Annotated in this window: 25 protein-coding genes and 1 pseudogene; 19 read left to right on the top strand and 7 right to left on the bottom strand. The window is 64.7% G+C overall.

Annotation, left to right across the window (positions count from 1 at the left end; translation table 11 throughout):
* The 9 genes from AC1Q5W_RS13970 to AC1Q5W_RS13930 all read left to right on the top strand — a co-directional run.
* A partial coding sequence (locus AC1Q5W_RS13970; protein WP_492704217.1) for an ABC transporter permease family protein occupies nt 1-841 on the top strand: 841 nt, incomplete at its 5' end.
* 61 nt (nt 842-902) lie between these two features.
* A complete protein-coding gene (locus AC1Q5W_RS13965; protein WP_492645215.1) occupies nt 903-1,325 on the top strand; it encodes a Rieske (2Fe-2S) protein in 423 nt (140 codons plus the stop codon).
* Nucleotides 1,322-1,945 (top strand): ATP-binding cassette domain-containing protein, encoded by a 624-nt coding sequence (locus AC1Q5W_RS13960; protein WP_492645214.1) that lies wholly within the window; start codon nt 1,322-1,324, stop codon nt 1,943-1,945. The genes AC1Q5W_RS13965 and AC1Q5W_RS13960 overlap by 4 nt, the downstream gene beginning before the upstream one ends.
* 12 nt (nt 1,946-1,957) lie before the next feature.
* On the top strand, nt 1,958-2,563 hold the full coding sequence (locus AC1Q5W_RS13955; protein ID WP_492645213.1) for a CDP-alcohol phosphatidyltransferase family protein: 606 nt from the start codon (nt 1,958-1,960) through the stop codon (nt 2,561-2,563).
* 136 nt (nt 2,564-2,699) lie between these two features.
* Nucleotides 2,700-3,641: a sulfurtransferase gene (locus AC1Q5W_RS13950; RefSeq protein WP_492645212.1), complete on the top strand. Its 942-nt coding sequence runs from the start codon at nt 2,700-2,702 to the stop codon at nt 3,639-3,641.
* 55 nt (nt 3,642-3,696) lie between these two features.
* The gene (locus tag AC1Q5W_RS13945; RefSeq protein WP_492645211.1) at nt 3,697-4,473 is read left to right on the top strand and encodes a TVP38/TMEM64 family protein; all 777 of its coding nucleotides are present in this window, start codon (nt 3,697-3,699) and stop codon (nt 4,471-4,473) included.
* Nucleotides 4,470-5,417 (top strand): lysylphosphatidylglycerol synthase transmembrane domain-containing protein, encoded by a 948-nt coding sequence (locus AC1Q5W_RS13940; protein ID WP_492645210.1) that lies wholly within the window; start codon nt 4,470-4,472, stop codon nt 5,415-5,417. Before AC1Q5W_RS13945 ends, AC1Q5W_RS13940 begins: the two co-directional genes overlap by 4 nt.
* Before the next feature lie 19 nt (nt 5,418-5,436).
* Nucleotides 5,437-5,874 carry a rhodanese-like domain-containing protein gene (locus tag AC1Q5W_RS13935; RefSeq protein ID WP_492645209.1) on the top strand — a complete coding sequence of 146 codons (438 nt, stop codon included), beginning with the start codon at nt 5,437-5,439 and terminating at the stop codon, nt 5,872-5,874.
* 42 nt (nt 5,875-5,916) lie between these two features.
* The gene (locus AC1Q5W_RS13930) at nt 5,917-7,083 is read left to right on the top strand and encodes an FAD-dependent oxidoreductase (protein WP_492645208.1); all 1,167 of its coding nucleotides are present in this window, start codon (nt 5,917-5,919) and stop codon (nt 7,081-7,083) included.
* Nucleotides 7,084-7,090: 7 nt separating this feature from the next.
* On the opposite strand, the gene selD is transcribed toward AC1Q5W_RS13930, so the two are convergent.
* Nucleotides 7,091-8,167: a selenide, water dikinase SelD gene (gene selD, locus AC1Q5W_RS13925; protein WP_492645207.1), complete on the bottom strand. Its 1,077-nt coding sequence runs from the start codon at nt 8,165-8,167 to the stop codon at nt 7,091-7,093.
* 125 nt (nt 8,168-8,292) lie between these two features.
* Here selD and AC1Q5W_RS13920 point away from each other — a divergent pair, with 125 nt between their 5' ends.
* From AC1Q5W_RS13920 to AC1Q5W_RS13910, 3 genes and pseudogenes are all read left to right on the top strand, one after another.
* Nucleotides 8,293-9,204 (top strand): bestrophin family protein, encoded by a 912-nt coding sequence (locus tag AC1Q5W_RS13920; protein ID WP_492645206.1) that lies wholly within the window; start codon nt 8,293-8,295, stop codon nt 9,202-9,204.
* Nucleotides 9,205-9,265: 61 nt separating this feature from the next.
* Nucleotides 9,266-10,879, top strand: a pseudogene (locus tag AC1Q5W_RS13915) (AAA family ATPase); the annotation flags it as partial.
* A gap of 285 nt (nt 10,880-11,164) precedes the next feature.
* The gene (locus AC1Q5W_RS13910; protein WP_492646164.1) at nt 11,165-11,683 is read left to right on the top strand and encodes a S16 family serine protease; all 519 of its coding nucleotides are present in this window, start codon (nt 11,165-11,167) and stop codon (nt 11,681-11,683) included.
* 19 nt (nt 11,684-11,702) lie between these two features.
* Here the strand turns inward: AC1Q5W_RS13910 and AC1Q5W_RS13905 are convergent, their stop codons facing one another.
* Nucleotides 11,703-12,563: a LysR family transcriptional regulator gene (locus AC1Q5W_RS13905; RefSeq protein WP_492645205.1), complete on the bottom strand. Its 861-nt coding sequence runs from the start codon at nt 12,561-12,563 to the stop codon at nt 11,703-11,705.
* Between the two features lie 76 nt (nt 12,564-12,639).
* On the opposite strand from AC1Q5W_RS13905, the gene AC1Q5W_RS13900 reads away from it, so the two are divergent.
* The 5 genes from AC1Q5W_RS13900 (at nt 12,640) to groL (ending at nt 16,995) form a co-directional block, all read left to right on the top strand.
* Nucleotides 12,640-13,536, top strand: coding sequence for a DMT family transporter (locus AC1Q5W_RS13900; RefSeq protein ID WP_492645204.1), 897 nt, complete (start codon nt 12,640-12,642; stop codon nt 13,534-13,536).
* Nucleotides 13,537-13,651: 115 nt separating this feature from the next.
* Entirely contained in the window at nt 13,652-14,146 is a 495-nt protein-coding gene (locus tag AC1Q5W_RS13895; protein ID WP_492645203.1) for a VOC family protein, read from the top strand.
* A complete protein-coding gene (locus tag AC1Q5W_RS13890) occupies nt 14,143-14,793 on the top strand; it encodes a dihydrofolate reductase family protein (protein ID WP_492645202.1) in 651 nt (216 codons plus the stop codon). Before AC1Q5W_RS13895 ends, AC1Q5W_RS13890 begins: the two co-directional genes overlap by 4 nt.
* A 209-nt stretch (nt 14,794-15,002) precedes the next feature.
* Complete coding sequence (groES, locus tag AC1Q5W_RS13885) at nt 15,003-15,296, top strand: co-chaperone GroES (protein ID WP_492645201.1); 294 nt, start codon at nt 15,003-15,005, stop codon at nt 15,294-15,296.
* 49 nt (nt 15,297-15,345) lie between these two features.
* A complete protein-coding gene (gene groL / locus AC1Q5W_RS13880; RefSeq protein WP_492645200.1) occupies nt 15,346-16,995 on the top strand; it encodes a chaperonin GroEL in 1,650 nt (549 codons plus the stop codon).
* Nucleotides 16,996-17,145: 150 nt separating this feature from the next.
* On the opposite strand, the gene AC1Q5W_RS13875 is transcribed toward groL, so the two are convergent.
* The 3 genes from AC1Q5W_RS13875 to tal are packed head-to-tail and all read right to left on the bottom strand — an operon-like array spanning nt 17,146 to nt 20,347.
* The gene (locus AC1Q5W_RS13875) at nt 17,146-17,805 is read right to left on the bottom strand and encodes an HAD family hydrolase (protein WP_492645199.1); all 660 of its coding nucleotides are present in this window, start codon (nt 17,803-17,805) and stop codon (nt 17,146-17,148) included.
* Nucleotides 17,802-19,382: a glucose-6-phosphate isomerase gene (gene pgi / locus AC1Q5W_RS13870; RefSeq protein ID WP_492645198.1), complete on the bottom strand. Its 1,581-nt coding sequence runs from the start codon at nt 19,380-19,382 to the stop codon at nt 17,802-17,804. Before pgi ends, AC1Q5W_RS13875 begins: the two co-directional genes overlap by 4 nt.
* Nucleotides 19,383-19,399: 17 nt before the next feature.
* Nucleotides 19,400-20,347: a transaldolase gene (tal, locus tag AC1Q5W_RS13865; RefSeq protein WP_492645197.1), complete on the bottom strand. Its 948-nt coding sequence runs from the start codon at nt 20,345-20,347 to the stop codon at nt 19,400-19,402.
* Between the two features lie 63 nt (nt 20,348-20,410).
* Between tal and zwf the strand changes: the two genes are divergently transcribed.
* Both zwf and AC1Q5W_RS13855 read left to right on the top strand, forming a co-directional pair.
* Complete coding sequence (zwf, locus tag AC1Q5W_RS13860; RefSeq protein WP_492645196.1) at nt 20,411-21,877, top strand: glucose-6-phosphate dehydrogenase; 1,467 nt, start codon at nt 20,411-20,413, stop codon at nt 21,875-21,877.
* 2 nt (nt 21,878-21,879) lie between these two features.
* Nucleotides 21,880-22,728 carry a MurR/RpiR family transcriptional regulator gene (locus AC1Q5W_RS13855; RefSeq protein WP_492645195.1) on the top strand — a complete coding sequence of 283 codons (849 nt, stop codon included), beginning with the start codon at nt 21,880-21,882 and terminating at the stop codon, nt 22,726-22,728.
* 66 nt (nt 22,729-22,794) lie between these two features.
* Here AC1Q5W_RS13855 and AC1Q5W_RS13850 read toward each other — a convergent pair whose 3' ends face one another.
* Together AC1Q5W_RS13850 and AC1Q5W_RS13845 are read right to left on the bottom strand one after the other, a co-directional pair.
* Nucleotides 22,795-23,991, bottom strand: coding sequence for a porin (locus AC1Q5W_RS13850; protein ID WP_492645194.1), 1,197 nt, complete (start codon nt 23,989-23,991; stop codon nt 22,795-22,797).
* 277 nt (nt 23,992-24,268) lie between these two features.
* Nucleotides 24,269-25,294 (bottom strand): porin, encoded by a 1,026-nt coding sequence (locus AC1Q5W_RS13845; RefSeq protein ID WP_492645193.1) that lies wholly within the window; start codon nt 25,292-25,294, stop codon nt 24,269-24,271.
* Nucleotides 25,295-25,522: the final 228 nt, after the last annotated feature.

The raw sequence follows: 25,522 nt of genomic DNA, 5'->3' as shown, positions 1-25,522 counted from the left end.
GCCCTGGGCCCTGCTGCGCCTGCCGGTGTGGCGGGCCCGCTGGGTGCGCGGTGACCGTGGCGCCAGCCCCGCCACGGCCGCCCGGTGGCCGTCCTGCAGCGGCTGCGGGGTGGCGCTGTTGGCCGGTGTGTACGCCGCCGTGCTGCTGGCGCTGGGTGTGGGCAGTGTGTTCGGAAACTGGCCCTTTCCGGCCCTGTGGCCGCAGAGCTGGACCGGCAATGCCTGGCGCTCGGTGTGGGAGAGCCGTGGCACCGTGCTCACCACTGTGTGGCTGGGTGGGGGCAGTGCGCTGGCGGCACTACTGTGGGCAGTGGCCTGGCTGGAGATGGCCCCTGCGCGCTGGCACGCGAGCCTGCGCGGCGTGCTGCTGGTGCCGCTGGTGTTGCCTGCCGTGCTGTGGGTGGTGGGCCTGCACCACCTGACGCTGGCCTGGGGCCTGGACAGCCAGGGACCGGGGCTGTGGCTGGCGCACACGCTGGCCACGTTGCCCTACGTGCTGATGGCGCTGCACGGCCCCTACGCCGGCTTTGACCCGCGCCTGCGCCACGTGGCCGCCAGCCTGGGGCACGGACGCGGGGTGTTTCTGCTGCGTGTCAAATGGCCGCTGCTGCGCGCCGCGCTGGCGGCCAGCTTCGCCGTCGGCTTTGCCGTGAGCGTGGCGCAGTACCTGCCCACGCTCTACGTGGGCGGCGGGCGCTTTGCCACCGTGACCACCGAAGCCGTGACCCTGGCCGCTGGCGCGCAACGCTCGCTCACGGCCGCCTACGCCTGGCTGCAGTGGCTGTTGCCGGTGCTGGTGTTCGCGCTGGCAGCCCGCGCGGGACGGGCGCGGCGCTTCTGAAACCACGGCACCCGCGCCGGCAGGACGGCGGTTACCATCGCAACCCAGCCCGAACAAACCCATGCCAGCCCTGCCCCAAGCCCCCCTCTGGTCTGACCTGCCCCACGCGCCTGCACCTGGCGCATTGGTGGGCTCGCGTGACGCCCTGGCGGACGGCCAGGCCACCCTGCTGGCGCTGGACACCGGCGGTGGCGCCGAGCAACCATTTCGGCTGCTGCTGTTGCGCAGCGGGCTGGCGGTGCACGCCTTCGTCAACCGCTGCGCCCACTTTGGCGTGCCGCTGGCGGCCCGCCAGGAACACCTCATCCAGACACCGCTGGTTAGCCTCACCTGCAACGTGCACTACGCGCGCTACCGCTGGGCCGACGGCGTGTGCGAATGGGGCGACTGCGAGGGCGAGTCGCTCATCCCCGTGCCGCTGGACGTCGCCCGCGACGGCACCATCCGCATCGGCATGCACCCCACCGAGGCACCCCGCCCATGACACTGGCGATCGACCTGCACGCGCTCACCGCGCCCGGCACCACGCTGCTGCGTGCCCTGCAGCTGCAGGTGCCGCCCGGTGTGGTGCACACCGTGATGGGCGCCAGCGGCTCGGGCAAGTCCAGCCTGCTGTCGGCAGTGTGCGGCACGCTGCCCGAGGGGCTGGTGTTTGACGGCACGGTGCACCTGGACGGCCAGCGCATTGAAACGCTGCCCACACAGGCGCGCCGCGTGGGCATCCTGTTCCAGGAGGACCTGCTGTTTGCCCACATGACGGTGCGCGAGAACCTGCTGTTTGCCGTGCCCGCCGGTGTCCGCGCCGCGCGCGAGGCCCAGGTGGTGCAGGGTCTGGCCGACGTGGAGATGGACGCCTTCGCCCACGCCAACCCTGCCACACTCTCGGGCGGGCAGCGTGCCCGCGTGGCCCTGGTGCGCGCCCTGCTGGCGCAGCCGCACGCCCTGCTGCTGGACGAGCCGTTTTCCAAGCTCGATGCGGCCTTGCGCGCGCGCATGCGCGAGCTGGTGTTCGGCCTGGTGCGCCAGCGCCGGATTCCGGCCCTGCTGGTCACGCACGACCCCGGCGATGTCGCCGACCCGCAGCACCTGACGCAGCTGGATTGAACCGGACCGACCATGCTGGACCGCGTTGCCACCGCCCTCATCCGCCCCACTGTGGACGCCACGGCACGCGCCCTGGTACGGGCCGGCGTGCGGGCCAACACCATCACCGTATCCGGCTTTTCCATCGGCCTGGGTGCTGCTGTTTTGATAGCTATACACGCATATTCCATGGGTCTTGCAGCCATTTTCATATCCAGAATCTGCGATGCACTGGACGGCGCCGTGGCGCGCCAGACCCGCACCAGCGACGCCGGCGGCTTTCTGGACATTGCGCTGGATTTCGTGTTTTACGCCAGCGTTCCGCTGGCCTTCGCCGTGGCCGACCCCGCGGCCAACGCGCTGCCCGCCGCCGCGCTGCTGGCGGCGTTTGTGGGCACCAGTTCCAGCTTCCTGGCCTTTGCCGTGCTCGCGGCCAAGCGCGGCCTCGCCAGCCTGGCCTACCCCGACAAGTCGTTCTACTTTCTGGGCGGGCTGACCGAAGCCACCGAGACGCTGGCCTGCTTTTCCGCCATGTGCCTGTGGCCGCAGCACTTCGCACTCCTGGCCTGGGTGTTCACCGGCCTGTGCGCCGTCACCACCGTCACCCGCATCGGCTGGGGCTGGCGCACGTTCTCCTGAATCCGCGTCAACCGCGGGCTTAGATGTTTGGCCCATAAGCGCCATCGTTTTCTGTCGTTTGAATTTCGTGCCTCCGGAAATAGACTGCAAACCCTCTCGCGTTCATTCGCGTTGTTCCATTTTTTTAGGGGTCTGCATGCAATCCTATTTTTTGAAATTCATCCGCCGGATGTCGGCCGCTCTGGTGCTCGGCGCCGGCGCTTCTATGGCCGCCTTTGCACCGGCGGCACAGGCCACGACGGCAGCCGTCGACGGGGCATCCGTCGCGTTTTACCGGGACTGGATCGTCACCCCCCAAGCGGCCTTTGACCTGATCCAGCAAGGTGCGCTGGTCGTCGATGCACGGGGGCAGGATCTGAAGAAGAAGACGGGCGCCCTGGCCGGTGCCGTGGCGCTGGAATGGCAGGACCTGGCCGAGCCCAACCTGCCCACCAAAGGCCGTCCCCTGCCAGTGGAGCAGGCCAGCAAAAAGCTGCAGGCCCTGGGCATTTCCAGCAACCGTCCGATCGTCGTTGTCGCGGACTCGGTCAAGGGCTGGGGTGAAGACGGCCGGGTGACCTGGCTGCTGCGGGCGTGGGGCCACACGCGTGTCGTCCTGGTCGACGGCGGCCTGGGTGCGCTGGAACAGATCGGCAAGCTGGCCATCCAGCCGGCCGTTGCGCCAGGCAATTTTGTTGCCAGCGAACTCTCGCAGCTGGAAATCAAGAAGGAAGAAGTCAAGTCCAAACTGGAGCGCAAGGACGTGGCCTTCCTGGATGTGCGCGAGCCCCGCGAGTACCAGGGCCAGACCCCTTACGGTGAAAGGCGCGGCGGGCATCTGTCGCCTGCCCAGCACCTCTTCTTCAAGGATCTGCTGGACCGGAATGGCCGCCTGCTGCCCCGGGAAACCATCGAGAAGGTGTTGGCGTCCAAAGGCGTGACCCGGGACAAGGAAATCGTTTCATACTGCACGGGCGGCATCCGCTCCGGCTGGGTCACCACGGTTCTCAACGACATGGGTTACAAAGCCCGCAATTACGCCGGCTCCATGTGGGAGTGGTCGGCCCAGCCGGCGGAGCTGTATCCGCTGCAGAAATAATCCGTTCGAAGCCGTCCGGCGCGCACCCTGGTGCCGCCTCATGTGAAAGTTGGATATGAAATTGAAAAATACCCATGCGGGCGCCCTGGCCGTGCTGGCCATCCTGCTGGCGGCGGCTTTGCTCTACGCCCTGGTCACGCCCGTACGCTCGGCGGTCAACAACGCCGTGGCCATTCTGACCCTGCCTGACCCACAGGCGGCCATTGCCGCCTTTCGGGACTACCTGCTGGGCTTTGGGGCCTGGGCCGCCGTGGTGTCAGCAGCCCTGATGGTGTTCCAGGCGGTGGCTGCGCCGCTGCCGGCCTTTGTGGTGACCTTTGCCAATGGCCTGCTGTTCGGCTGGGCCTGGGGCGCGCTGCTGTCGTGGACGAGCGCCATGCTGGGCGCAGTCCTGTGTTTCTGGATTGCCCGCGCGCTGGGGCGACCAGCCGTGGAAAAGCTGGTCGGCGGCAGCCATGCGCTGGCGACATGGGACCTGTTCTTTGCGCGCTATGGCAACCGGGCCATTCTGGTGGCGCGCCTGCTGCCCTTTGTGTCGTTTGACATCGTGAGCTATGGCGCCGGCCTGACGTCCATCTCGCTGTGGAATTTTGTCTGGTCCACTGGCCTGGGGCAGCTGCCGGCCACCCTGCTGTATTCGTACCTGGGCCAGAACCTGACGGGTTCCATCCAGGTTCTGTTCTGGGTTTTCTCCATTACCGTTGCGCTGTTTGTCATTGGCTCGGCCCTTGGTCCCCGGGTACTGCGGAAAATCCGCGCGGCCCAGGCCTGCCGTGCGGGCGAAGGTGGGTGCGGGGTTGCCAAACCGGATGACCAGGCGGTGCAGCCATGATCACTAAAGAGAAAATTAGCTTGTGGGTCCGCATTGCCATCACGCTGGGTCTGCTGGCGACCTTGGCGTGGAAACTGGACTTTCAGCAGCTGCTCACCCGCCTGGCGGGGCTGAGCTGGCAGGGGTCGGTGCTGGCCTTTGCCGTGGTGCTGCTGGCCATTGCCATTTCGGCCGGGAAGTGGGGGCTGATCCTGCGGGCACGCCAGCACCCGCTGCCCTACCACGCACTGCTGCGTCTGTACTTCATCGGCCTGTTCTTCAACAATGTGCTGCCCACAGCCGTGGGGGGCGATGCCGTGCGGGCCTGGGAGACCACGAAGGAAACCGGCGAGGTGCCCGAAGCGATTGCCTCAGTGGTGTCCGAACGCCTGATTGCCGGCGTGGCCCTGGGTTTCACGGCGCTGCTGGGTCTGCCCTTCATGGATGCAGACGCCCGCACCGTGCAGATGGTGCTGGTCTTCCTGCTGGTGGATGTGGGCCTGGTGGCGCTGTTCCTGGTTCCCAGGGTGGCCGAAGGCATTGTCGGCAAGACGCTGCCCAACCGCTTTGCGCTGGTCCGGGACATGGTGACCCAGACCGTGCAGGTGGTGCGCGACACCCTGCGCCAACCGGGCTTGTTCCTGGTCATCCTGCTGCTGTCGGTCCTGTTCCAGATCTGCGTGGCCGGTGTCAACGCCGCCATTTTTTATGCGCTGGGAGCCCCTGTGTCGCTGGCGCAGTGCATCATCTTCACGCCCATGATTTTCACGGTGGCCATGCTGCCAATCTCCATCTCGGGCTTTGGCGTGCGGGAAGCCGCGTACTGGTACTTCTTTTCGCAGGTCGGCGTGACCCAGGGCGATGCCATTGCCACCTCGCTGCTGTTCTTTGTGGTGGTGGGTCTGTGCAGCCTGCCCGGTGCACCGCTGTTTGTCTTCTCCAAGAACAAGCTGCAGGCGGCTTGATGCGCTCAGGAGTTCCGCTGTGAATATTGCATTTTTACTTGTTGCTGCCGCCTTGGCCGGCTTTGCGTTTTGGCGCCTGACGCGCTATTTCTGGCTGAAGATCTACTACCGCTGGCGCGGTGTCCAGGACGTGGATGCTCTGAGCGCCCATGCACTGCGCCGCACCCGCAGCGTGCCCGTGCTGGACGTGCGCGAGCCGTTCGAGTTTGAAGCGGCCCACATTGAGGGGGTGATGCTCATCCCGCTGGGGGAACTGGCCAGCCGGGTCGGCGAGCTGGAGCACCTCCGGCAGGACACCTTGCTGGTGGTCTGCCGCGGTGGCGTGCGGTCGGCCCAGGCCTGCCTGATACTGGACCGGCTCGGTTTTTCCGCGCCCCGCAACCTGGCAGGCGGCATGAACGACTGGAAGCGGCACCGGCTTCCCTATATCGCACAGGCACAGCCCACGGCTTCATAGCCCCACGCGGGTGGGTGCGCCACTCATGGAACAATACGGCCCATGACTGCCGCAACCGCACCTGCGCCCCACAGCGCCCCGGACAGCACCCTACAGCGCCCCCGCCAGCTGGTTCTGCTGGGAGCCGGCCATGCCCATGTGCATGTGCTGTCCGCCCTGGCGGAGCACCCACTGGCCGGTGTGGAGGTCACGCTGGTGGCGCCCTACCCGCGCCAGATGTACTCGGGCATGGTGCCCGGTTTCGTGGCAGGGCACTACGCGCTGGAAGACTGCGTCATTCCGCTGGAGCCCCTGGTGCGGCGCGGCGGCGTGCGCTGGCTGCAGCGCAGCGTCCAGTCACTGGATGCGCAGGGCCAGACCGTGGAGCTCGATGACGGCAGCCGCCTGCCCTTCGACTGGGTGTCGGTCAACACCGGCCCCATCCAGGACCGCGAGCACATCGAGCGCGAGATTCCCGGTGCCCGCGAGCACGCGCTGTTCATCCGCCCGATCGAAGCCTTTGGCGCCCTGTGGCCCCAGGTGGCCGCGATGGGCGATGCCCGCCCGCTGCGCATCGCCGTGATCGGTGCGGGCGCCGCCGGGGTGGAAATGGCCCTGGCCGTACGCCACCGCCTGCCCCACGCAGCCGTCACGCTGCTGTGCGGCGACACCCCGCCCGGTGCCAACTACTCGCTGCGGGTGCAGCAGCGCCTGCTGCGGGTCCTGAAGGCGCGCAAGGTCGCGGTGCTGCAGGACCGGGCTGTGGCGCTCAAGCCCGGTGCCGTGCATCTGGGCTGCGGCGCCGACCTGGCCTGCGATGTGCCCCTGCTGACCACCGGCGCGCACGCGCCCGGCTGGCTGGCTGGCAGCGGGATGGCGCTGGACGAACAGGGCTTCATTGCCGTGGACATGTACCAGCGCTCCACCAGCCACAGCCGCGTATTTGCCGCCGGCGACGTCAGCACCCGCATGGACCAGCCCCTGGCCCGCAACGGCGCCTACGCGGTGCGGGCCGGCCCGGCCCTGCTGCACAACCTGACAGCAGCCATGGCCAGTGCCGCCCTCAAGCCGCACCAGCCCCCCACCGCCACCCTCAACCTGCTGGCGTGCGGCGACCGCTACGCCGTGGCCAGCTGGGGACGCACCAGCGCGCAGGGGCGCTGGGTGTGGTGGCTCAAGGACTGGATCGACCGCCGCTTCCTGGCGCGCTACACGCGCCTGGGCACCTGAACCGCGCCTAGACGATGTGCAGGTGCGCGCTGGCCGGCGCGCTGCCTGCCGGCAGCACCGAGCCGATTTCCGCGGCGTCGGCAAAGCCGTGGCGCCGGAAGGTTTCCAGCACGGCATCCACCGCCTCGGGCGCACAGCTCACCAGCAGGCCACCGCTGGTTTGCGGGTCGCTGAGCAGGGCCTGATTCACCGCGCCAAAGTCGGCTGGCAACGCAATCTCGTGCCCATAAGCCGCCCAGTTGCGCCCGGACGCACCCGTCACCATGCCGGCGCTGGCCAGGGCCTGCACACCGGTTATCAGTGGCACGCGTGACCAGTCCACCTGCACCACGCACTGCGCGCCGCGCGCAATTTCCAGCGCGTGGCCGGCCAGGCCAAAGCCGGTGACGTCGGTCAGCGCATGCACGCCCGCCAGCGCGGCCAGGTCGGGGCCCGGGGTGTTGAGCTGGGTGGTCACGGCCAGCATGCGGGCGTAGCCGGCATCGTCCAGCTTCTCTTTCTTCAGCGCGGCGGACAGGATGCCCACGCCCAGCGGCTTGCCCAGGATCAGCCGGTCGCCCACGCGGGCATCGGCGTTGCGTTTGACGCGCTGGGGGTGCACCAGCCCCATAGCCACCAAGCCGTAGATGGGCTCCACCGAATCAATGGTGTGGCCGCCGGCGATGGGGATGCCCGCAGCCTTGCAGACCGACGCACCGCCGGCCAGGATCTGGCCGATGGTCTCGGTGGAGAGCACGTTGATGGGCATGCCCACCAGCGCCAGCGCCATGATGGGCGTGCCGCCCATGGCATACACGTCGGAGATGGCGTTGGTGGCGGCGATGCGGCCAAAGTCGAACGCGTTGTCGACGATGGGCATGAAGAAATCGGTGGTGGCAATCAGCGCCTGCTCGGCATTGAGCTGGTACACGGCCGCGTCGTCCGCCGTCTCGATGCCCACCAGCAACTCGGGTGGCAGGGGCATGGCGGTGGTGGTCTTCAGGATCTGCGACAGCACACCGGGTGCAATCTTGCAGCCGCAACCGCCCCCGTGCGACAGGGAGGTCAGGCGAGGTTCGGGGCGGGCGCTGGAAGGGGTGGACATGGCGTTGGGGAAGGTGTTTCCAAAGGGCAGCAGGCTGCAAGTATCCCAAACTTCGGCCCACCCGGCGCTGCAGTGCGAGAATAGAGGGCTTTCTCCCTTCTCTTCGCTTCGGCGCCTCCCCTCCCGTGATCATTCGTCCCCGCCCCCACTGGGTGCATCTGCTTTTTGTCCGCCGTGGTTCTCTGATTCAGCGCATTCTGGGCCAGCAACTCTTCATCTTCATCCTGTCCAGCGCCGTCGTGGTGGCACACGGCCAGTTTTTCCACTGGAAAGTCACGCTCACGTCCAGCCCGTTCTCGCTCATGGGCGTGGCGCTGGCCATTTTTCTGGGCTTTCGCATCAACGCCAGCTACGACCGCTACTGGGAAGCCCGCAAGCAATGGGGCAGCATTCTGGTAGACACCCGCAACCTGGCGCGCCAGGCCCTGACCCTGATCGGCCCGGGCCGTGAGGCGCGTCCCTTTGTGCTGGGCCTGATCGGTTTTGCCACCACCCTGCGCAACCAGTTGCGCAACCAGCCGAGCGCCGCCCACACCGCCGGGCTCCTGCCCGAGACGCTGCGCACGCAGCTGCAGGACGCGCGCAGCGCCCCCACGCTGGTGCTGCTGTGGCTGGGCCAGTGGCTGCGCGAATGCCGGGAGACGGGAGCGCTGGAGCCGCTGCTGTCGCACAAGATGGAAGATTCGCTGAACGGCCTTTCGGCCGCGCTGGGCAGCTGCGAACGCATTGCCAACACGCCGCTGCCCTTCACCTACTCGGTCATCCTGCACCGCAGTGCCTACATCTACTGCATGCTGCTGCCCTTTGGCCTGGTGGACGATATCGGGCTCATGACGCCGCTGGTGGTGAGCTTTGTGTCCTACACCTTCTTTGCCCTGGAAGCCCTGAGCGACGAGATCGAGGAACCCTTTGGCACGGCTGCCAATGACCTGGCTCTGAACACTATGGTGGCGGGCATTGACGCCAGTCTGCGTGAAATGCTGGGGGAAACCCCGCCAGCGCCGCCGCAGCCCGACGCCAACTTCGTCCTGGACTGAGTCGCCCCCGGCCGGGCGGGCGCGGTATGCTTGTTGCATTGCCATCCTGGAAATTCCTCAGATGCCCGCCTCTGACGCCCTGACACCGGACCTGCTCTACACCGTCTGCGACCCCGCCACGCTGGGTTTCGGCAACACCCAGGAGCTGTCCGACCTGGACGCCTCCGCCATCCACTCCCGCGCCATCGAGGCCATGCACCTGGGGCTGGACATACGCCATGAGGGCTACAACCTCTTCGTGCTGGGGGACACCGGCAGTGGGCGCCACGCCATGGTGCGCCGCCTGCTGGAAGACGAGCGCCACCACGGCGATGCCGCTGCCGACTGGTGCTATGTGTACAACTTTGCCGACGCCACCCGGCCCCAGCTGTTGCGCCTGCCATGCGGACGCGGCCCGGCACTGCGCGACAGCATGCAGCACTTTGTGGAGCAGCTCACGCCGGCCATCAACGCGGTGTTCCAGAGCAACGAGTACCGGGACCGCATCTCCGCCCTGCAGGAAGAAGCCAAGCTGCGTGAGGAACAGGCCCTGAAGGCGTTGGGCGACGAGGCCGCCGCACTGGAGGTGGGGCTGGTGCGCACGCCGCAGGGCTTTGTGCTGGTGCCCATGAAGGACAAGGAAACGCCGCTGACGACGGACGAGTTCGCCGCGCTGCCGCCCGAGCGCCAGCAGACTTTCACCGACACCATCAGCACCCTGCACGAGCGCATGCAGAAATTGCTGAAAGAATTTCCACGCTGGCGCCAGGAGGCCGTGGGTCGCATGAAGCAAACCGGCAGCGACGCCCTGCACACGACGCTGGTGCAGTTGCTGGACGACATCAAGCCGAAATACGCCGATCTGCCGGAAGTGGCCGCCTACCTGGAAGCCGTGTTGCAGGACATCACCGAAACCGGCGAGTCGCTGCACGCTTCGTCCAAGAGCGAGGGCGACACCGAAACCACGACCTACACCGGTTCGATTTCCGTCCAGCGTTATCTGGTCAACCTGCTGGTGGAGAACTCCATCGGCGACGCGCGCCCGGTGGTCTACGAGGACCACCCCACCCTGCAAAACCTGGTGGGCCGCATCGAGCACCAGGTGCACATGGGCACGCTGGTCAGCGACTTCACCCTCATTCGCGCCGGTGCCCTGCACCGCGCCAACGGCGGTTTTCTCATCCTGGACGCGCTGAAGGTGCTGTCGCAGCCCTACGCCTGGGAAGGCATCAAGCGCTGCCTGCAGGCCGGGCAGGTCCGCATCGAGTCGCTGTCGGACCTGATCGGCCTGACCAGCACCGTGCAGCTGGAGCCTGAGCCTGTTCCGCTGGACCTCAAGATCGTGCTCATCGGCGAGCGGCTGGTGTACTACCTTTTGACCCAGTACGACCCGGACTTTGCCACGCTGTTCCGGATCAACGCCGACATGGAAAGCGACATCCGGCGCAACCCGGACAACACGCAGACCTACGCGCGCCTGGTGGCCACGCTGGCACGCAACGACGGCATGCGGCCCCTGACGGCTGCCGCCGTGGCCCGCGTCATCGAGCACGCGGCCCGGCTGGCCAATGACGCCCAGCGCCTGACCACGCAGACGCAACCGCTGGACAACCTGATCCGCGAGGCCGACCATTTCGCGCACGCGGCGCAGGCCCCGCTGGTGGACCGCGAACACATCGAGGCGGCGTTGGCAGCCCACCAGCGCCGCCATGCGCGCTTCCACGAGCGCTACCAGGAAGAAGTCCTGCGCGGCCAGCTGCTGGTGGACACGGCCGGCGTGCAGGTGGGGCAGATCAACGGCCTGGCCGTGGTGTCACTGGGCGACAGCACGTTCGCCCATCCGGTGCGCATCACCGCCACGGTGCGCGTGGGCGACGGCGAGGTGGTCGACATTGAACGCGAGGTCAAGCTGGGCGGCCCCATCCACTCCAAGGGGGTGTTGATCCTGTCGTCGTTCATTGCGTCACGGTTCGGTCGGCACATGCCGCTGTCGCTCAAGGCCAGTCTGGTGTTCGAACAGTCGTATGGCGGTGTCGAGGGCGACAGCGCCTCGCTGGCGGAGCTGGCGGCGCTGCTGTCGGCCATTGCCGGCGCACCGTTGCGCCAGTCGCTGGCGGTGACCGGCTCGGTCAACCAGTTTGGCGTGGTGCAGGCCGTGGGCGGCATCAACGAAAAGATCGAAGGCTTCTTCGACCTCTGCCAGGCCCGGGGACTGACGGGCGAACAGGGGGTGCTGATTCCGGCCAGCAACGTCTGCCACCTGATGCTGCGCCGCGACGTGGTGGAGGCCGTGCGGGCCGGACAGTTTTTTGTCTGGCCGGTAGCCACCATGGAAGAAGCCCTGGAACGGCTGACCGGGCTGCCCATGGGGACGCTGGACGCGCAGGGTCAGGCACCAGACGGCACCGTCTACGCCGCGGTGGCTGCTGGGTTGCGCCAGCTGGCCCGGCTGCGCCGGGAATTCAGCAAGCCGCCCGTGCAGGACGACGTGGGCGATTGATTCCGGTCCGGCCAGCGCGTCAGTTGCCGGCCTGCCGCAGAGTCTGCAGGATCATGCGGTACAGACTGTCCACGGCCTTGGAACCGCGCGACGCCGCGCTGCGGTAGACGGCGACCAGCATGGGCTCCAGCGGCCCGAGTCCCTGCTCCGCGCCCAGAATCTGCAAGTGCGCCGGCGCGCTGCACTGTGTGAGCGCCGCCACGGCCAGACCGCTTTCCACGGCCGCGATCTGGCCCGCTACGTTCGAACTGTTGTAGACCACCTTGTACGGCCGCCCCTGCAGGGTCAGGGACTCGATGGCACTGCGCCGCCCCAGGCTGGCTGCCTCGTACACGGCAATCGGCAGGGGGGAGCGGTTCCACACATCGAACCGCGCGGAGCCGACCCAGACCATGGGTTCATGGAACAGCGGCGTGCCACGACGGGCGTGGTCCTGTGAAATCAGGGCAAGGTCCAGGTCACCCCGGGCCACGCGGGGTATCAGTGAGGTGGATTGCTCGCAGTCCAGCTGGATTTCCACGCCGCTGTGCCGTGGGGCATAGCGCCTGAGGACCGGCGTCAGGTACTTGCCGGCGTAGTCGTCCGGCACGCCCAGGCGCACCAGGCCGGTAAGGGGTTGCTCGTGCAGCGCAGCCAGGGCCTCGGCCTGCAGGTCGAGCATGCGCCGGGCAAAGCCCAGCAGCACCTGGCCATCGTGCGTGAGGCTGAGGTGCCGGGGGCCGCGCTCGAGAAGCGTCCGCCCCACCGCCGCTTCCAGCTTCTTGATCTGCATGCTGATGGCGGACTGCGAGCGATGCACCTCCTGCGCCGCGCCCGACAGGGTGCCCGCGTCCACCGTAGCGACGAAGGCCTTGAGCCAGTCTGTCTGCAAGTCGCTCATAGATTCGATAATCGCATTGTATTCATGCGAATTATCCGCTTTTCTAAACATGGATGGACGGGCACAGTCAGTGCCTATGCCAAGCCTGTCCACACTCCCTGAGCATTCCACCCCACCGGTCCGGACCGCCCTGGCCCTGCAGCAGATCTCGCTCAAGGCCGCGGCACCTGCCATCAGCCCCATGCTGCTGGTCGCCCTACGTTCGCTGATGGCGCTGGCGCTGCTGGCCGTACTGATGCGGCGCACCGCCGAGGGACTGCACCGCAGGCATTGGCGGGCCGGGTCCGCCGTGGGGATTCTCTTTGCGCTGGAATACCTGCTGGTCTCGGAGGCGTTGCGCCTGACACAGGCTTCCCACGTCGTCGTGTTTCTCTACACCGCCCCCCTGTTTGCGGCCATCGGGTTGCACTGGCGCATTCCCGCCGAGCGTCTGGGCGCCGTGCCATGGGCGGGGATCTTGCTGGCGTTCATTGGCATTGCCATCGCCTTCGTCGGCGGCGACTCCCGGACTAGCGGCGTTGCCCTGCCGGGCGCGGTGATGGGCGATGCACTAGCTGTGCTGGCCGGCGCCATGTGGGGCGCCACCACCATCACCATCCGTTGCTCCACGCTGGCCACCGCGCCGGCGAAAGAGACACTGGCGTACCAACTAATGGGAGCCTTCGTGCTGCTGCTGCCGGCCGCGTGGCTCACGGGTCAGTGGCGCTTCGTGCCATCGCCACAACTGTGGCTGCACCTGGCCTTCCAGGGACTGGTGGTGTCCTTTGCCAGCTTTCTCCTCTGGTTCTCGCTGTTGCGCAGGTACCAGGCATCACGCCTGGGTGTCTATTCATTTTTGACACCCCTGTTTGGGGTGGTGCTGGGGGTCTGGCTGCTGGGCGAAGCCATCGAAACCGAGTTCGTCATCGGCAGCGCCCTGGTGCTGGCAGGCATTGGATTGGTCAACGCCGGGGCGGGGCTGCGCAGGCGCTAGACCACAAGGGGCACTGCACACTGCCCCGGCACGCCATGCGATCCGGGAGTACCATGCGGCCGATTGGGCTTTGGGGCAGGTCCGCCCCGATGTTCCCTCTGCAAGGAGGCACCAGATGACCCTGAGCAAAAACACCATCTGCCTGTGGTACGACGGCACCGCGCTGGACGCAGCCACGTTCTACGCGCAAACCTTTCCCGACAGCGCGGTGGTTGCCGTGCACCGCGCACCCAGCGACTACCCGGCAGGCAAGGAGGGCGATGTCATCACCGTGGAGTTCACGGTGATGGGTATCCCGTGCCTGGGCCTCAACGGCGGGCCGGGCATCCAGCACACCATCGCGTTCTCGTTCCAGGTGGCAACCGACGACCAAGCCGAGACCGACCGCCTGTGGAACGCCATCGTCCGCAACGGCGGACAGGAAAACGACTGCGGCTGGTGCCAGGACAAGTGGGGTGTGTCGTGGCAGATCACGCCGCGCGTGCTGACGGATGCGTACACCAGCCCCGACCGCGCCGCCGCCAAGCGCGCGTTCGCGGCCATGATGACCATGCGCAAGATTGATGTGGCCGCCATTGAGGCGGCGGTGCGCAGCGGAGACCAGCCATGACCCGCGTGCGTGTGGAGAGCTTCACCCTCTCGCTGGACGGCTACGGCGCCGGCCCCAACCAGAGCCTCAACAACCCGCTGGGCGAAGGCGGAACAGAGCTGCACCAGTGGCTGTTACCCACCCGCACCTTCCAGCGGGCCCTGTTCGGCAAGGACGACGGTACCACCGGTGTGGACAATGACTTTGCCGTCCGTGGCTTCCACAACGTGGGCGCCTGGATTCTGGGGCGCAACATGTTCAGCCCCCACCGTGGCCCCTGGCCGGACATGACCTGGAAAGGCTGGTGGGGCGACAACCCGCCGTACCACGTGCCGGTCTTCATCCTGACCCACTATGCGCGCCCTTCCATCGAGATGGAAGGCGGCACGACGTTTCACTTCGTTACCGGTGGCGTCCACGAGGCGCTAGCCCGCGCACGCGAGGCCGCCGCGGGCAAGGACGTGCGCATAGGCGGCGGGCCGGACACCATCCGGCAGTACCTGCGGGAGGGGCTGATTGATGAACTGCACATCGCCATCTCGCCGGTGTTGCTGGGGCGAGGTGAGGCCCTGTTCGCAGGGGTGGACTTGCGGGCGCTGGGGTATGCGTGCGTGGAGTCCGTGGGGACGGAGAAGGCTACGCATGTGGTGTTGCGGCGAGTTAGATGAAACAACCACAGCGTCAGATGAAACTCAACACCCCATTCCGGCATCGGCAAGCGCCACCCGAGCGCCCGACTTGAAATAGCCCAAAAAGGCTTTATCATTAGCACTCGTTGGGATGGAGTGCTAACAGCACCCGCCCCACAAGTTAATGAGCGCCCACTTAATCAGGTGGGCGTGCAGCAACCCCTGTTTCAACACCTAGGAGATTCCTCATGAAACTGCGTCCTTTGGCAGACCGCGTGATTGTTAAGCGCATCGAAAGCGAAACCAAAACTGCCTCTGGCATCGTCATTCCTGACAGCGCAACCGAAAAGCCCGATCAAGGCGAAGTGCTGGCCGTGGGCCCTGGCAAGAAGAACGACAAGGGTGAACTGATTGCCATGAACGTCAAGGTCGGTGACCGCGTTTTGTTTGGCAAGTACAGCGGCCAGACCGTCAAGGTGGCTGGCGACGAGCTGTTGGTCATGAAAGAAGACGACCTGTTCGCAGTCGTCGAAGGCAAGTAATTTCTCGCGCTATCGCGACCCATTTTTTTAACGAATTCGGAGAATACACATGGCAGCAAAAGACGTCATTTTCGGCGGCGAAGCCCGCGCACGCATGGTTGAAGGCGTGAACATCCTGGCCAACGCGGTCAAGGTTACCCTGGGCCCCAAGGGTCGTAACGTGGTGCTGGAGCGCTCGTTCGGCGCCCCCACCGTGACCAAGGACGGTGTGTCCGTGGCCAAGGAAATCGAACTGAAGGACAAGCTGCAGAACATGGGCGCCCAGATGGTCAAGGAAGTTGCTTCCAAGACGTCTGACAACGCTGGCGACGGCACCACCACCGCTACCGTGCTGGCCCAGGCCATCGTGCGCGAAGGCATGAAGTACGTGGCTGCCGGCATGAACCCCATGGATCTGAAGCGCGGTATCGACAAGGCCGTTGCCGCCCTGATCGAGCAGCTGAAGAAGGCTTCCAAGCCCACCACCACGTCCAAGGAAATCGCCCAGGTCGGCTCCATTTCCGCCAACTCCGATGCATCCATCGGTGAAATCATCGCCAACGCGATGGACAAGGTCGGCAAGGAAGGCGTGATCACCGTGGAAGACGGCAAGTCCCTGCAAAATGAACTCGACGTGGTCGAGGGCATGCAGTTCGACCGCGGCTACCTGTCGCCCTACTTCATCAACAACCCCGAAAAACAGGCTGCCCTGCTGGACAACCCCTTCGTGCTGCTGTTCGACAAGAAGATCAGCAACATCCGCGACCTGCTGCCCACGCTGGAGCAAGTGGCCAAGGCCGGCCGTCCCCTGCTGATCATTGCTGAAGATGTCGATGGCGAAGCCCTGGCAACTCTGGTGGTGAACACCCTGCGCGGCATCCTGAAGGTCGTGGCTGTGAAGGCCCCTGGCTTTGGTGACCGTCGCAAGGCCATGCTGGAAGACATCGCCATCCTGACCGGTGGCAAGGTCATCGCCGAGGAAATCGGTCTGAGCCTGGAAAAAGTGACGCTGGCCGACCTGGGCCAGGCCAAGCGCATCGAAGTGGGCAAGGAAAACACCATCATCATCGACGGTGCTGGCGCTGCTGCCGACATCGAAGCCCGCGTGAAGCAGATCCGCGTGCAGATCGAAGAAGCCACGTCCGACTACGACCGCGAGAAGCTGCAAGAGCGCGTGGCCAAGCTGGCCGGCGGTGTGGCCGTGATCAAGGTGGGCGCTGCCACCGAAGTCGAAATGAAGGAAAAGAAGGCCCGCGTGGAAGACGCCCTGCACGCCACCCGCGCTGCCGTGGAAGAAGGCATTGTGGCTGGTGGTGGCGTGGCTCTGCTGCGCGCCAAGCAAGCCGCTGGCGCCATCAAGGGTGACAACGCCGACCAGGACCACGGCATTGCCCTGGTGTTGAAGGCCATCGAAGCTCCCCTGCGCGAGATCGTGTACAACGCCGGCGGCGAAGCCTCGGTGGTGGTGAACGCGGTGCTGGCTGGCAAGGGCAACTACGGCTTCAACGCTGCCAACGACACCTACGGCGACATGATCGAAATGGGTATTCTGGACCCCACCAAGGTGACCCGCACGGCTCTGCAAAACGCAGCGTCGGTCGCGTCCCTGATGCTCACCACCGAGTGCATGGTGGCCGAGACGCCCAAGGCTGAAGGCGCTGCCGGCGGCGGCATGCCCGACATGGGTGGCATGGGCGGCATGGGTGGCATGGGCATGTAATTGCCTCCTGCCCTGGCAACCTGAAGCGCCGGTTAGCGCAAAAGCAAACCGGCGCCCACTTGCAAAAACCCGCACGGTGCAGACTGTGCGGGTTTTTTTATTGGGTATTTGCTCTGTTTTTGATAGCTGCCTGCGCAATATTTGCAAGGCTCACGGGGCTTTTTTATTCTCAAACCAGGCATCCAGCTCCGCCAGTGCCTGCGCCGCGGATGTGAAGTGAATGCCGTGCCAGCCCAGCGCCTGGGCGGCATGCACATTGCCTTTCAGGTCATCCAGGAACACGGTCTGCGCAGGCTCCAGGGCGTAGCGCGCCTCCAGCAGTTGGTAGATAGCAGGTTCGGGCTTGATGTGCTGCACGTCGCCGGAAAAAATACCGCCATCAAACCACTGCAGGAACGGGTGCAGGCGCTCCAGCGTGCGGGCGTAGGGCACCGGCATGTTGGACAGGTAGTACAGGCGCAGATCCGGTTGCCGGGCGCGCTGGCCATGCAAGTGCGCCAGCAGGTCCACGGACGGGGTGATGGGCGTCAACCGCACGCCAATGCTGTCGACCAGAGCGGTCAGCACCTGTGCATCCAGCCCCAGCCGCCCGGCGGTGCGCTCCACCACCGTGGCCATGGACAGGGTGCCGCGGTCAAAGGCATGCCAGTCGGCATGGCCAAACACCGCGTGGGCCAACTCCGCCGCGGCCTGGGGCGCGCCGGCCTCGTGGGGAAAACTCTGCGCCAGCAACTCGGCGGGCTTCCAGGTGAACAGCACGGCGCCGAAATCAAACACCACGTTCATGCGCTGCAGCCCGGTGTGGCTCACTCCTGCAGGCGGGCCAGCAAGCCCGCGGTGGAGCCGTCCAGCCCGGTGGCATCGCCACGCAGCAGGCGCGCCTCCACATCCTTGGCCAGCACCTTGCCCAGCTCGACGCCCCACTGGTCAAAACTGTTGATGCCCCAGACCGAGCCGCTGACGAACACACGATGCTCCTGCAGGGCAATCAGCGCCCCCAGGCTGGTGGGGGTGAGGTCGTCGAGCAGCAGGAAGGTGCTGGGCCGGTTGCCCGTGAAACGACGGTGGCCTTCCCCGCCGGTGTCGGGGTCGGTCTGGCCCAGCATCAGCGCCTGGGCCTGCGCCAGCGCGTTGGCCAGCAGCAGTGTGTGATGGCCTGTCAGGCCGTGGCGGGGCTTCTTGACGGCCACGAATTCAACCGGAACCACTTCGGTACCCTGGTGCAGCATCTGGAAGTAGGCATGCTGGCCGTTGGTGCCGGGCTCGCCCCACAGCACGGGTGCCGTGGCAAACGGCAAGGCCTTGCCACAGGTGTCCACGCGCTTGCCGTTGCTCTCCATCTCCAGTTGCTGCAGGTAGGCCGGCAGGCGGCGCAAGGCGCTGTGGTAGGGCGCAATGCTGCGGCTGGTGAAGCCGTGGAAGTTGCGGTACCAGACATCGAGCAGCGCCAGGCGCACCGGCAGATTGCGCTCCAGCGGCGCGGTGCGAAAGTGCTCGTCCATGTCGTACGCGCCAGCCAGAAAAGCCCGAAAGCCGTGTGCCCCGATGGCAATAGCCAGCGGCAGACCAATGGCGGACCACACCGAATAGCGTCCGCCCACCCAGTCCCAGAAACCGAACGTGGTGGTAATGCCAAAGGCATTGGCCGCCGCCACGTTGGTGGTCAGCGCGGCAAAGTGGCGGCCAATGTCTGTGCCACCCTGATTCTCGAACCAGCGCTTGGCCGACTGCGCGTTGGTCATGGTTTCGATGGTGGTGAAGGTCTTGCTGGCCACCAGGAACAGGGTGCTCTGGGGCTTGACGCGCGCCAGCGTGGCGGCCAGCTCGTGCCCATCCACGTTCGAGACAAAGTGAAAACGCTTGCCCGGCAGGGCAAAGGCATCGAGCGCCAGCACGGCCATCTGCGGCCCCAGGTCCGAACCGCCAATGCCGATGTTGACCACGTCGGTGATGGCGTCGTCGCTGCGCACACGCTCGGCAAACGCCAACATGGCGTCCAGCGTGGCGTGCACCTGCGCTTGCTCATCTGGTATGTTTTTGCTAGCGGGTTGCGCAGTATCTGCGTGCATCGGAGCCGGATTTCGCAACAACCAGTGCATCACCGCCCGCTGCTCGGTGCTGTTGATGGCCGCGCCCGCAAACAGGGCCTGGCGGTGCTCTTCCACACCGCACTGGCGCGCCAGTGCAAAGAGCAGGCACTCGATGTCCGCATCCAGCAGGTTCTTGGACAGATCGGCAAACACATGGGGGGCTTCCTGGCTGAAGCGCTCGAAACGCCCGGCGTCGCCCGCAAATGCGGCACGCACGTCCAGACGGTGGCCTTTGCCCTGAAAGACCGTCTGCAGCTCGCCCCAGGCAGCGGTACGGTCGCAACGGATGCGGGTCATGGTGGGCCGTACCGGGGTCAGGCTGCGAGCAGCAGGTGTTCGAGCTTGACGGCGTCGACGCAGAATGCGCGAATGCCTTCGGCCAGCTTCTCGGTGGCCATGGCGTCTTCGTTGAGGGCGAAGCGGAAGCCTGCCTCATCGAAGCTCACGTGGGCCAGGTCCATGGCCTGCGCCGCCTGGGCGTCCAGCGCCCGGGGCAGCGGGGCTTCGCTGACCGCCAGAGTGGCCAGCAGGTCGGGGCTGATGGTCAGCAGGTCGCAGCCGGCCAAGGCGGTGATTTGTCCGACGTTGCGAAAGCTCGCACCCATCACCTCGGTAGCGATACCGAACTTCTTGTAGTACTGGTAAATCTGGGCAACGGACTTCACGCCCGGGTCATTGGCACCGGCGTTGTCGGCCTCCACCCAGGCAGCGCCGGCGGATTTCTTGTACCAGTCGTAGATACGGCCCACAAACGGCGAGATCAGCTGCACCTTGGCCTGCCCGCAGGCTACCGCCTGGCAGAAGGAAAACAGCAAGGTCAGGTTGGTGTGAATGCCCTTGCGTTCGAGCTGCTGCGCAGCCGCAATGCCTTCCCAGGTGGCGGCCACCTTGATGAGCACGCGGTCCACGTGCACGCCCTGCGCCTGGTACAGCTCGATCAGCCGTTCCGCGCGGGCCACCGTGGCGCTGGTGTCAAAGCTCAGGCGGGCATCCACTTCTGTCGACACGCGCCCCGGAATGATGGACAGGATTTCGCAACCGAAGCGCACCAGCAGCCGGTCGACCAGCTCGTCCAGCGCGCGACCACGGAACTGGTTGACGGTGTCCTTGAGCAAAGGCGCGTAGTCGGGCTTTTGCACCGCCTTCAGGATCAGCGAGGGGTTGGTGGTGGCATCCTGCGGCTTGAAAGCGCTGAGTTGCTTGAAATCGCCCGTATCGGCCACCACGGTGGTGAATTGTTTGAGTGCATCGAGTTGGTTCATGGCTTGAATTATGAGTGAAACAAAGTTACATTACAACCTCCGTATTTATGTAACTCAAGAACCATGGGCTTTGATCTTGTCTTGTTTGGTGGCACCGGCGATCTGGCGTGGCGCAAGCTGATGCCAGCTCTGTTTCAGGCCTTTCGGCACGGCACCCTGCCCGAAGGCGGCCGCATCATCGGGGTGGGCCGCGACGACCTGAGCGACGACCAGTACCGGGCCCTCATGCAGTCCCGCTTTGACAAGGTCGAGCTGGCCAAGCGCCCCAGCGCGGAGGAGTTTGCGCGCTTTGCCGCACTGCTGGAATTCGTGCGCATGGACCTCTCCAAGCCCGAAGACTATGCACGCCTGGCCAGCACCCTGCAGGCCCGCAATGCCGACACCGTGGTGATGTACGTGGCGACGGCACCGGCACTGTTCACCACCGTGTGCGAGCAGCTGGCCGCCTCGGGCCTGAACACCGCCAAGACCCGCATCGTCCTGGAAAAACCGCTGGGCCATGACCTGGCCTCCAACCGTGCCATCAACCGTGCCGTGCGCCAGGTGTTTGAAGAGAAGCAGGTCTTTCGCATCGACCACTACCTGGGCAAGCCTGCGGTGCAGAACCTGTTTGCCCTGCGCTTTGGCAACGCCTTGTTCGAGCCACTGTGGCGGCGCGAGCACATTGCCAACATCCAAATCACGATTGCCGAAGACCTGGGCGTGGAAAGCCGTGGCGCGTTTTACGAGACCACCGGCGCCCTGCGTGACATGGTGCAAAACCACGCGCTGCAGCTGCTATGCGCCATTGGCATGGAGCCCCCCATCAATTCCCACGCCGACGCCATCCGCGATGAAAAACTCAAGGTGCTGCGCTCGCTCAAGCCCTGGACCCAGGAGTCTCTGGCGCAGGACGTCGTACGGGGGCAGTACGGCAGCGGAACCAGTGGGGGCGCCAAGGTGCCAGCCTACCGCGAGGAACCCGGCGTCAACCCACAGAGCAACACGGAGACCTTTGTGGCGCTGCGCACCGAAATCGCCAACTGGCGCTGGGCCGGTGTGCCGTTCTACATCCGCACCGGCAAGCGTCTGGCGGGGCGTGACGCGCGCATCGTGATCAACTTCCGCCCCACGCCGCACGCCATCTTCAATTCGCAAATGGGCATGGCCAATAGCCTAGTCATCAACCTGCAGCCCAAGGACGGGCTGGAGCTGCATTTGCTGGCGCAGGGGCAAAGCAACCGCCAGAGCCGCCATGCCGCCGCGCAGGCGCTGGCCCCCGTGCAACTGGATCTGGATTTTGACAAGCGCTTTGGCTCCGAGCGCGTGGGCGCCTACGAGCGCCTGCTGCTGGACGTGATTGACGGCCGCCTGAACCTGTTTGTGCGCAGCGACGAACAGGAAGAAGCCTGGCGCTGGGTGGAGCCCATACTGGACTTCTGGGCCAACGACGCCCAGGGACCACGCCCCTACGCCTCCGGCACCTGGGGACCCAGCGCGTCCAGCGCCATGATCGCGCGCGACAGTTTTTGCTGGTCGGAAGAAAGTTGAGCATGCTGGACCGCATCCTGGCCGCCCTCCCCTCGTTGGCTCCCGCCGAGCAGCGCGTTGGCAAGCTGTGCCTGGCCGACCCGCGTGCTTTTGCCCAGCTGCCCGTCACCGAGCTGGCCGACCGGGCCCATGTGAGCAAACCCACGGTCGTACGCTTTTGCCGCAGCGTGGGCTACGATGGCCTGTCGGATTTCAAACTGAAATTGGCCGGTACGGTGAACGAGGGCGTGCCCTTCATCCACCGCAGTGTGGACGCCGACGACAAGACCGGCGACGTCATGGTCAAGGTCATCGACAACACGGTGGCCGCCTTCCTGAAGTACCGCAACGATGCCAGCAGTGTCGCCATCGACAAGGCCGTTGGCGCCCTGGTCACGGCCTACCAGGCCCACAAGCAGATTCAGTTTTTTGGCGTGGGCAACTCGGGCATCGTGGCACAGGACGCACAGCACAAGTTCTTCCGTCTGGGGATCCATTCCGTGGCCTACAGCGACGGCCACATGCAGGTCATGAGCGCCTCCCTGCTGGGGCCGGGCGACTGCGTTGTGGTCATCAGCAACTCCGGGCGCACCCGGGACTTGATGGACGCCTGCGACATTGCCCGCAAAAACGGCGCCACCACCATCGTCATCACCGCCAGCGGCTCGCCGTTGGCCAGCGCCGGCCACATCCACCTCAGCGCCGACCACCCCGAGGGTTTCGACAAATACAGTCCCATGGTGTCGCGCCTGCTGCACCTGATGATCATCGACATCCTGGCCACCTGCGTGGCTCTGCGCATTGGGGGCAGCACACTGCAGCCCCTGCTGCGCGAGATGAAACACAATTTGCGCAGCAAACGGTATGCATGAAAAAGCCCCGGCAGTTTCCTGCCGGGGCTTGTCAGACGATCCGTGCCGGCCTACGCCGGCGGTGGATCAGAACGTGTGGGCCAGCAGAAGGCTGGTTTCGCTGGCTCTGTCAGAATATCCGAACTCGTTCAGGCCCGCAATGGAAGCGCCAGCCTTGGCTCTGGCACCCCAGGCTTCAAACTGCTCGTAGCCGCTACGGGTCCAGGTTGCGTACTTCAACGTCAGGCTCGTGCGCTTGCTCAGGTCGTATTTGGCACCAACGCTCACACTGTCAGCAGTTCCGTCCGCCCGCTGCATGGCAGACTTGAATAGCGCGTCAGCACCTGCACCGCCAGGGAAGACCGATACAGCCGCATCCGCAACGCCAGAAACTGTTGAGCGTCCGAAAGTCATGCCGAACGTCCAGGCGCGCACGGGGATCGACACGCCCAACATCATGTCAGACACCTTGGGCCCCACCGAAGCCGTGGTATTGACTATGCCAAAACCCAGCTTGGCTACCCCAAAATCGTAACCCGCCTGAATTGCAATCGCCTCGTTCTTGGTCAGCCCTTCAGCGGTAGCGACCGATACCGCGTTGCGGTTGTCATACGAGCGATAAACACCCACCAACTGCAGCGGGCCCTTGCCATAGACCACGGCAAAGTCACTGGTTCGCTGCCCCACGGTCACACCAGAGGTGCCGCTAGAGCCTGCGCCCAGACCCAGCCCTTTGGAGGACTCCGACAGCTTGTACTGGAAAATAACGGGGCCAATGGGCGCGGCGTAGCTGATGAAATCGCTGCTCGTACGGATCTCAAAGAGCTTGCCATCCATATCGATGACAGGCGCACCTGCAGAAGGGATGCCGCTGTTCACCGCGGCTTCCATCGTCGTACCCATCTGGATGCGGCCAAAAGCGTTGTTGGTGTAGGACAGCGTTGCATCACGGCCCGAAACCGCGTTGCCGGAACCGGCTGCAATGGAATTGGATTCGCCACTGCGGTCTGCTCCTGCAAGTGCCAACTTGGCTTCGACGCTTTGTCCCCCGCCCAGATTTTCGGTAGCAGTAATGTCAATTTCAGAAGTATCAACACCAAAGCCCGAAGCCTCTCCCCCAGCAACTGCGGCTGCATTAAGCCCTAAACCAGGAATACTAATGGCATTAGTTCCCGTAGATTTTGTGGCTTTGTAGCCCATGATCAGGCTACCGGAAATGGTGACTTCGGCAAAGGAAACGCCGCTCACCGCCAAGGCAGCCAGCGCAATCAGAGTTTTTTTCATGTCAGTTTTGTCTCTTCGTTGGATTTAAAAAGACCATGGCAAGGCAGCAACACCCCAATCCATGGCATCTTTGGCTCCGTGTCCCGGAGTTGACACTATTTGACCAAAAACTCAGAAAAAAAACACGATCGTGCTAAATAAAAACTAGGTTTTTTTAAGAAAACGATGGGATGTTGTCCCTATGCGACAAAAGCAATACGCAATAAAAAAACCCCGCTGTATTGCTACAGCGGGGTTTTGCATTCAACTACCCAGCTAGCTTACGCTAGCCGTGCAATTAGAACGAGTGCGACAGCAACAGGTTGAACTGGCTGGAAGTATCGTTACCGGCAACAGCAGTCCAACGAGCATAGTTACCAATCACGGCAGTACGCTTGCTCAGAGCATAGGTTGCTTGCAAGGAGGTACCAGTGATCGTGCCAACGCCTTGGCCGGTGAAGGCGACGTCGTCAATCTTGCGCTGAACGAATTCAGCACCCAGAGTCAGGGCACCCATAGGAGCGCTCAGGCCCAACAGCAGGTCAGTTGCCTTGCCGCCAGCGCCAGCGTCGGAAGCAGTAACCACACCACCCAGACCCAGCTTCACAGCACCGAAGTCATAGTTGCCAGACAGACGGGTTTGGCTCTTGGTTGCACCAACGTTGGAGTTGAAGTTCAAGTAGGTGAAGTTAGCATTGGCAGCGCCCTTGGCGTAGGTAGCACCCCACACAGTCAGGGATTGACCGGTCACGCCAGCAGTACCGGTGGTACCCAGGCCCAGACCTTGGTTTGCTTGAACCGAAGTTTCTTGGTACGAAGCGAACAGGGAAACAGCGCCCACGGGAACGATGTAAGTCACGGTATCGCGGTTGGTACGAGCGGACAGAACCTTGCCATCCCAGCCGTTGTAGTAAGCGCCAACGCCAGCGAAGCCAGCGGTCAGGCCTTGTGCGCCAGACAGGTAGTCAGCAGCGCGCACGGAACCCAGAACGATAGCACCAGCGTTGGTCGTCAGAGTTAGCGTTGCGTCACGGCCGGACACAGCGTTACCGACACCAGCGGCAACAGTGTTGGATTCGCCGCTGCGATCAGCACCAGCCAACGCCAGCTTGGCGGTAGCCTTCATGCCGCCGCCGAGGTCTTCGGTCGCTGCGAAATCGATTTCGGAAGTATCAACACCGAAACCAGCGGAATCGGAAGAAGTGCCAACAGCACCCGTGGTGGTGGCTTGGTAGCCCATGGCCAGGTTGCCGGAGATGGTGACTTGAGCGAAGGAAGCGCCGGAAGCAGCCAGAACGGCCAAGGCGATGAGGGTCTTTTTCATGTAGAAATACTCCAAGGTTAAACGAAGGGCTCCGGTCCGAGAGGTTCGGAACCCCGGGCCAACCTCCTAATTCAGGAAGTTGGATGTATTGCACCAGACGCTCCGGCTTTTGGCAAAGCAAAGCTCCCCAAAAAACCAAAAAAGCCCGGGTTAACCCCTTTTTCGTTGCTGGGGTGCAACAATTTGTCACACCCCGGCCCCAGTAGCCGGACCTGCCTCTTTAGGTCC

The sequence above is a fragment of the Rhodoferax sp. MLSD5-FHT05B10 genome (assembly GCF_058793415.1).
Note: the sequence above shows the minus strand (reverse complement) of the source record. Positions and strands in the feature narration are given on the sequence as shown.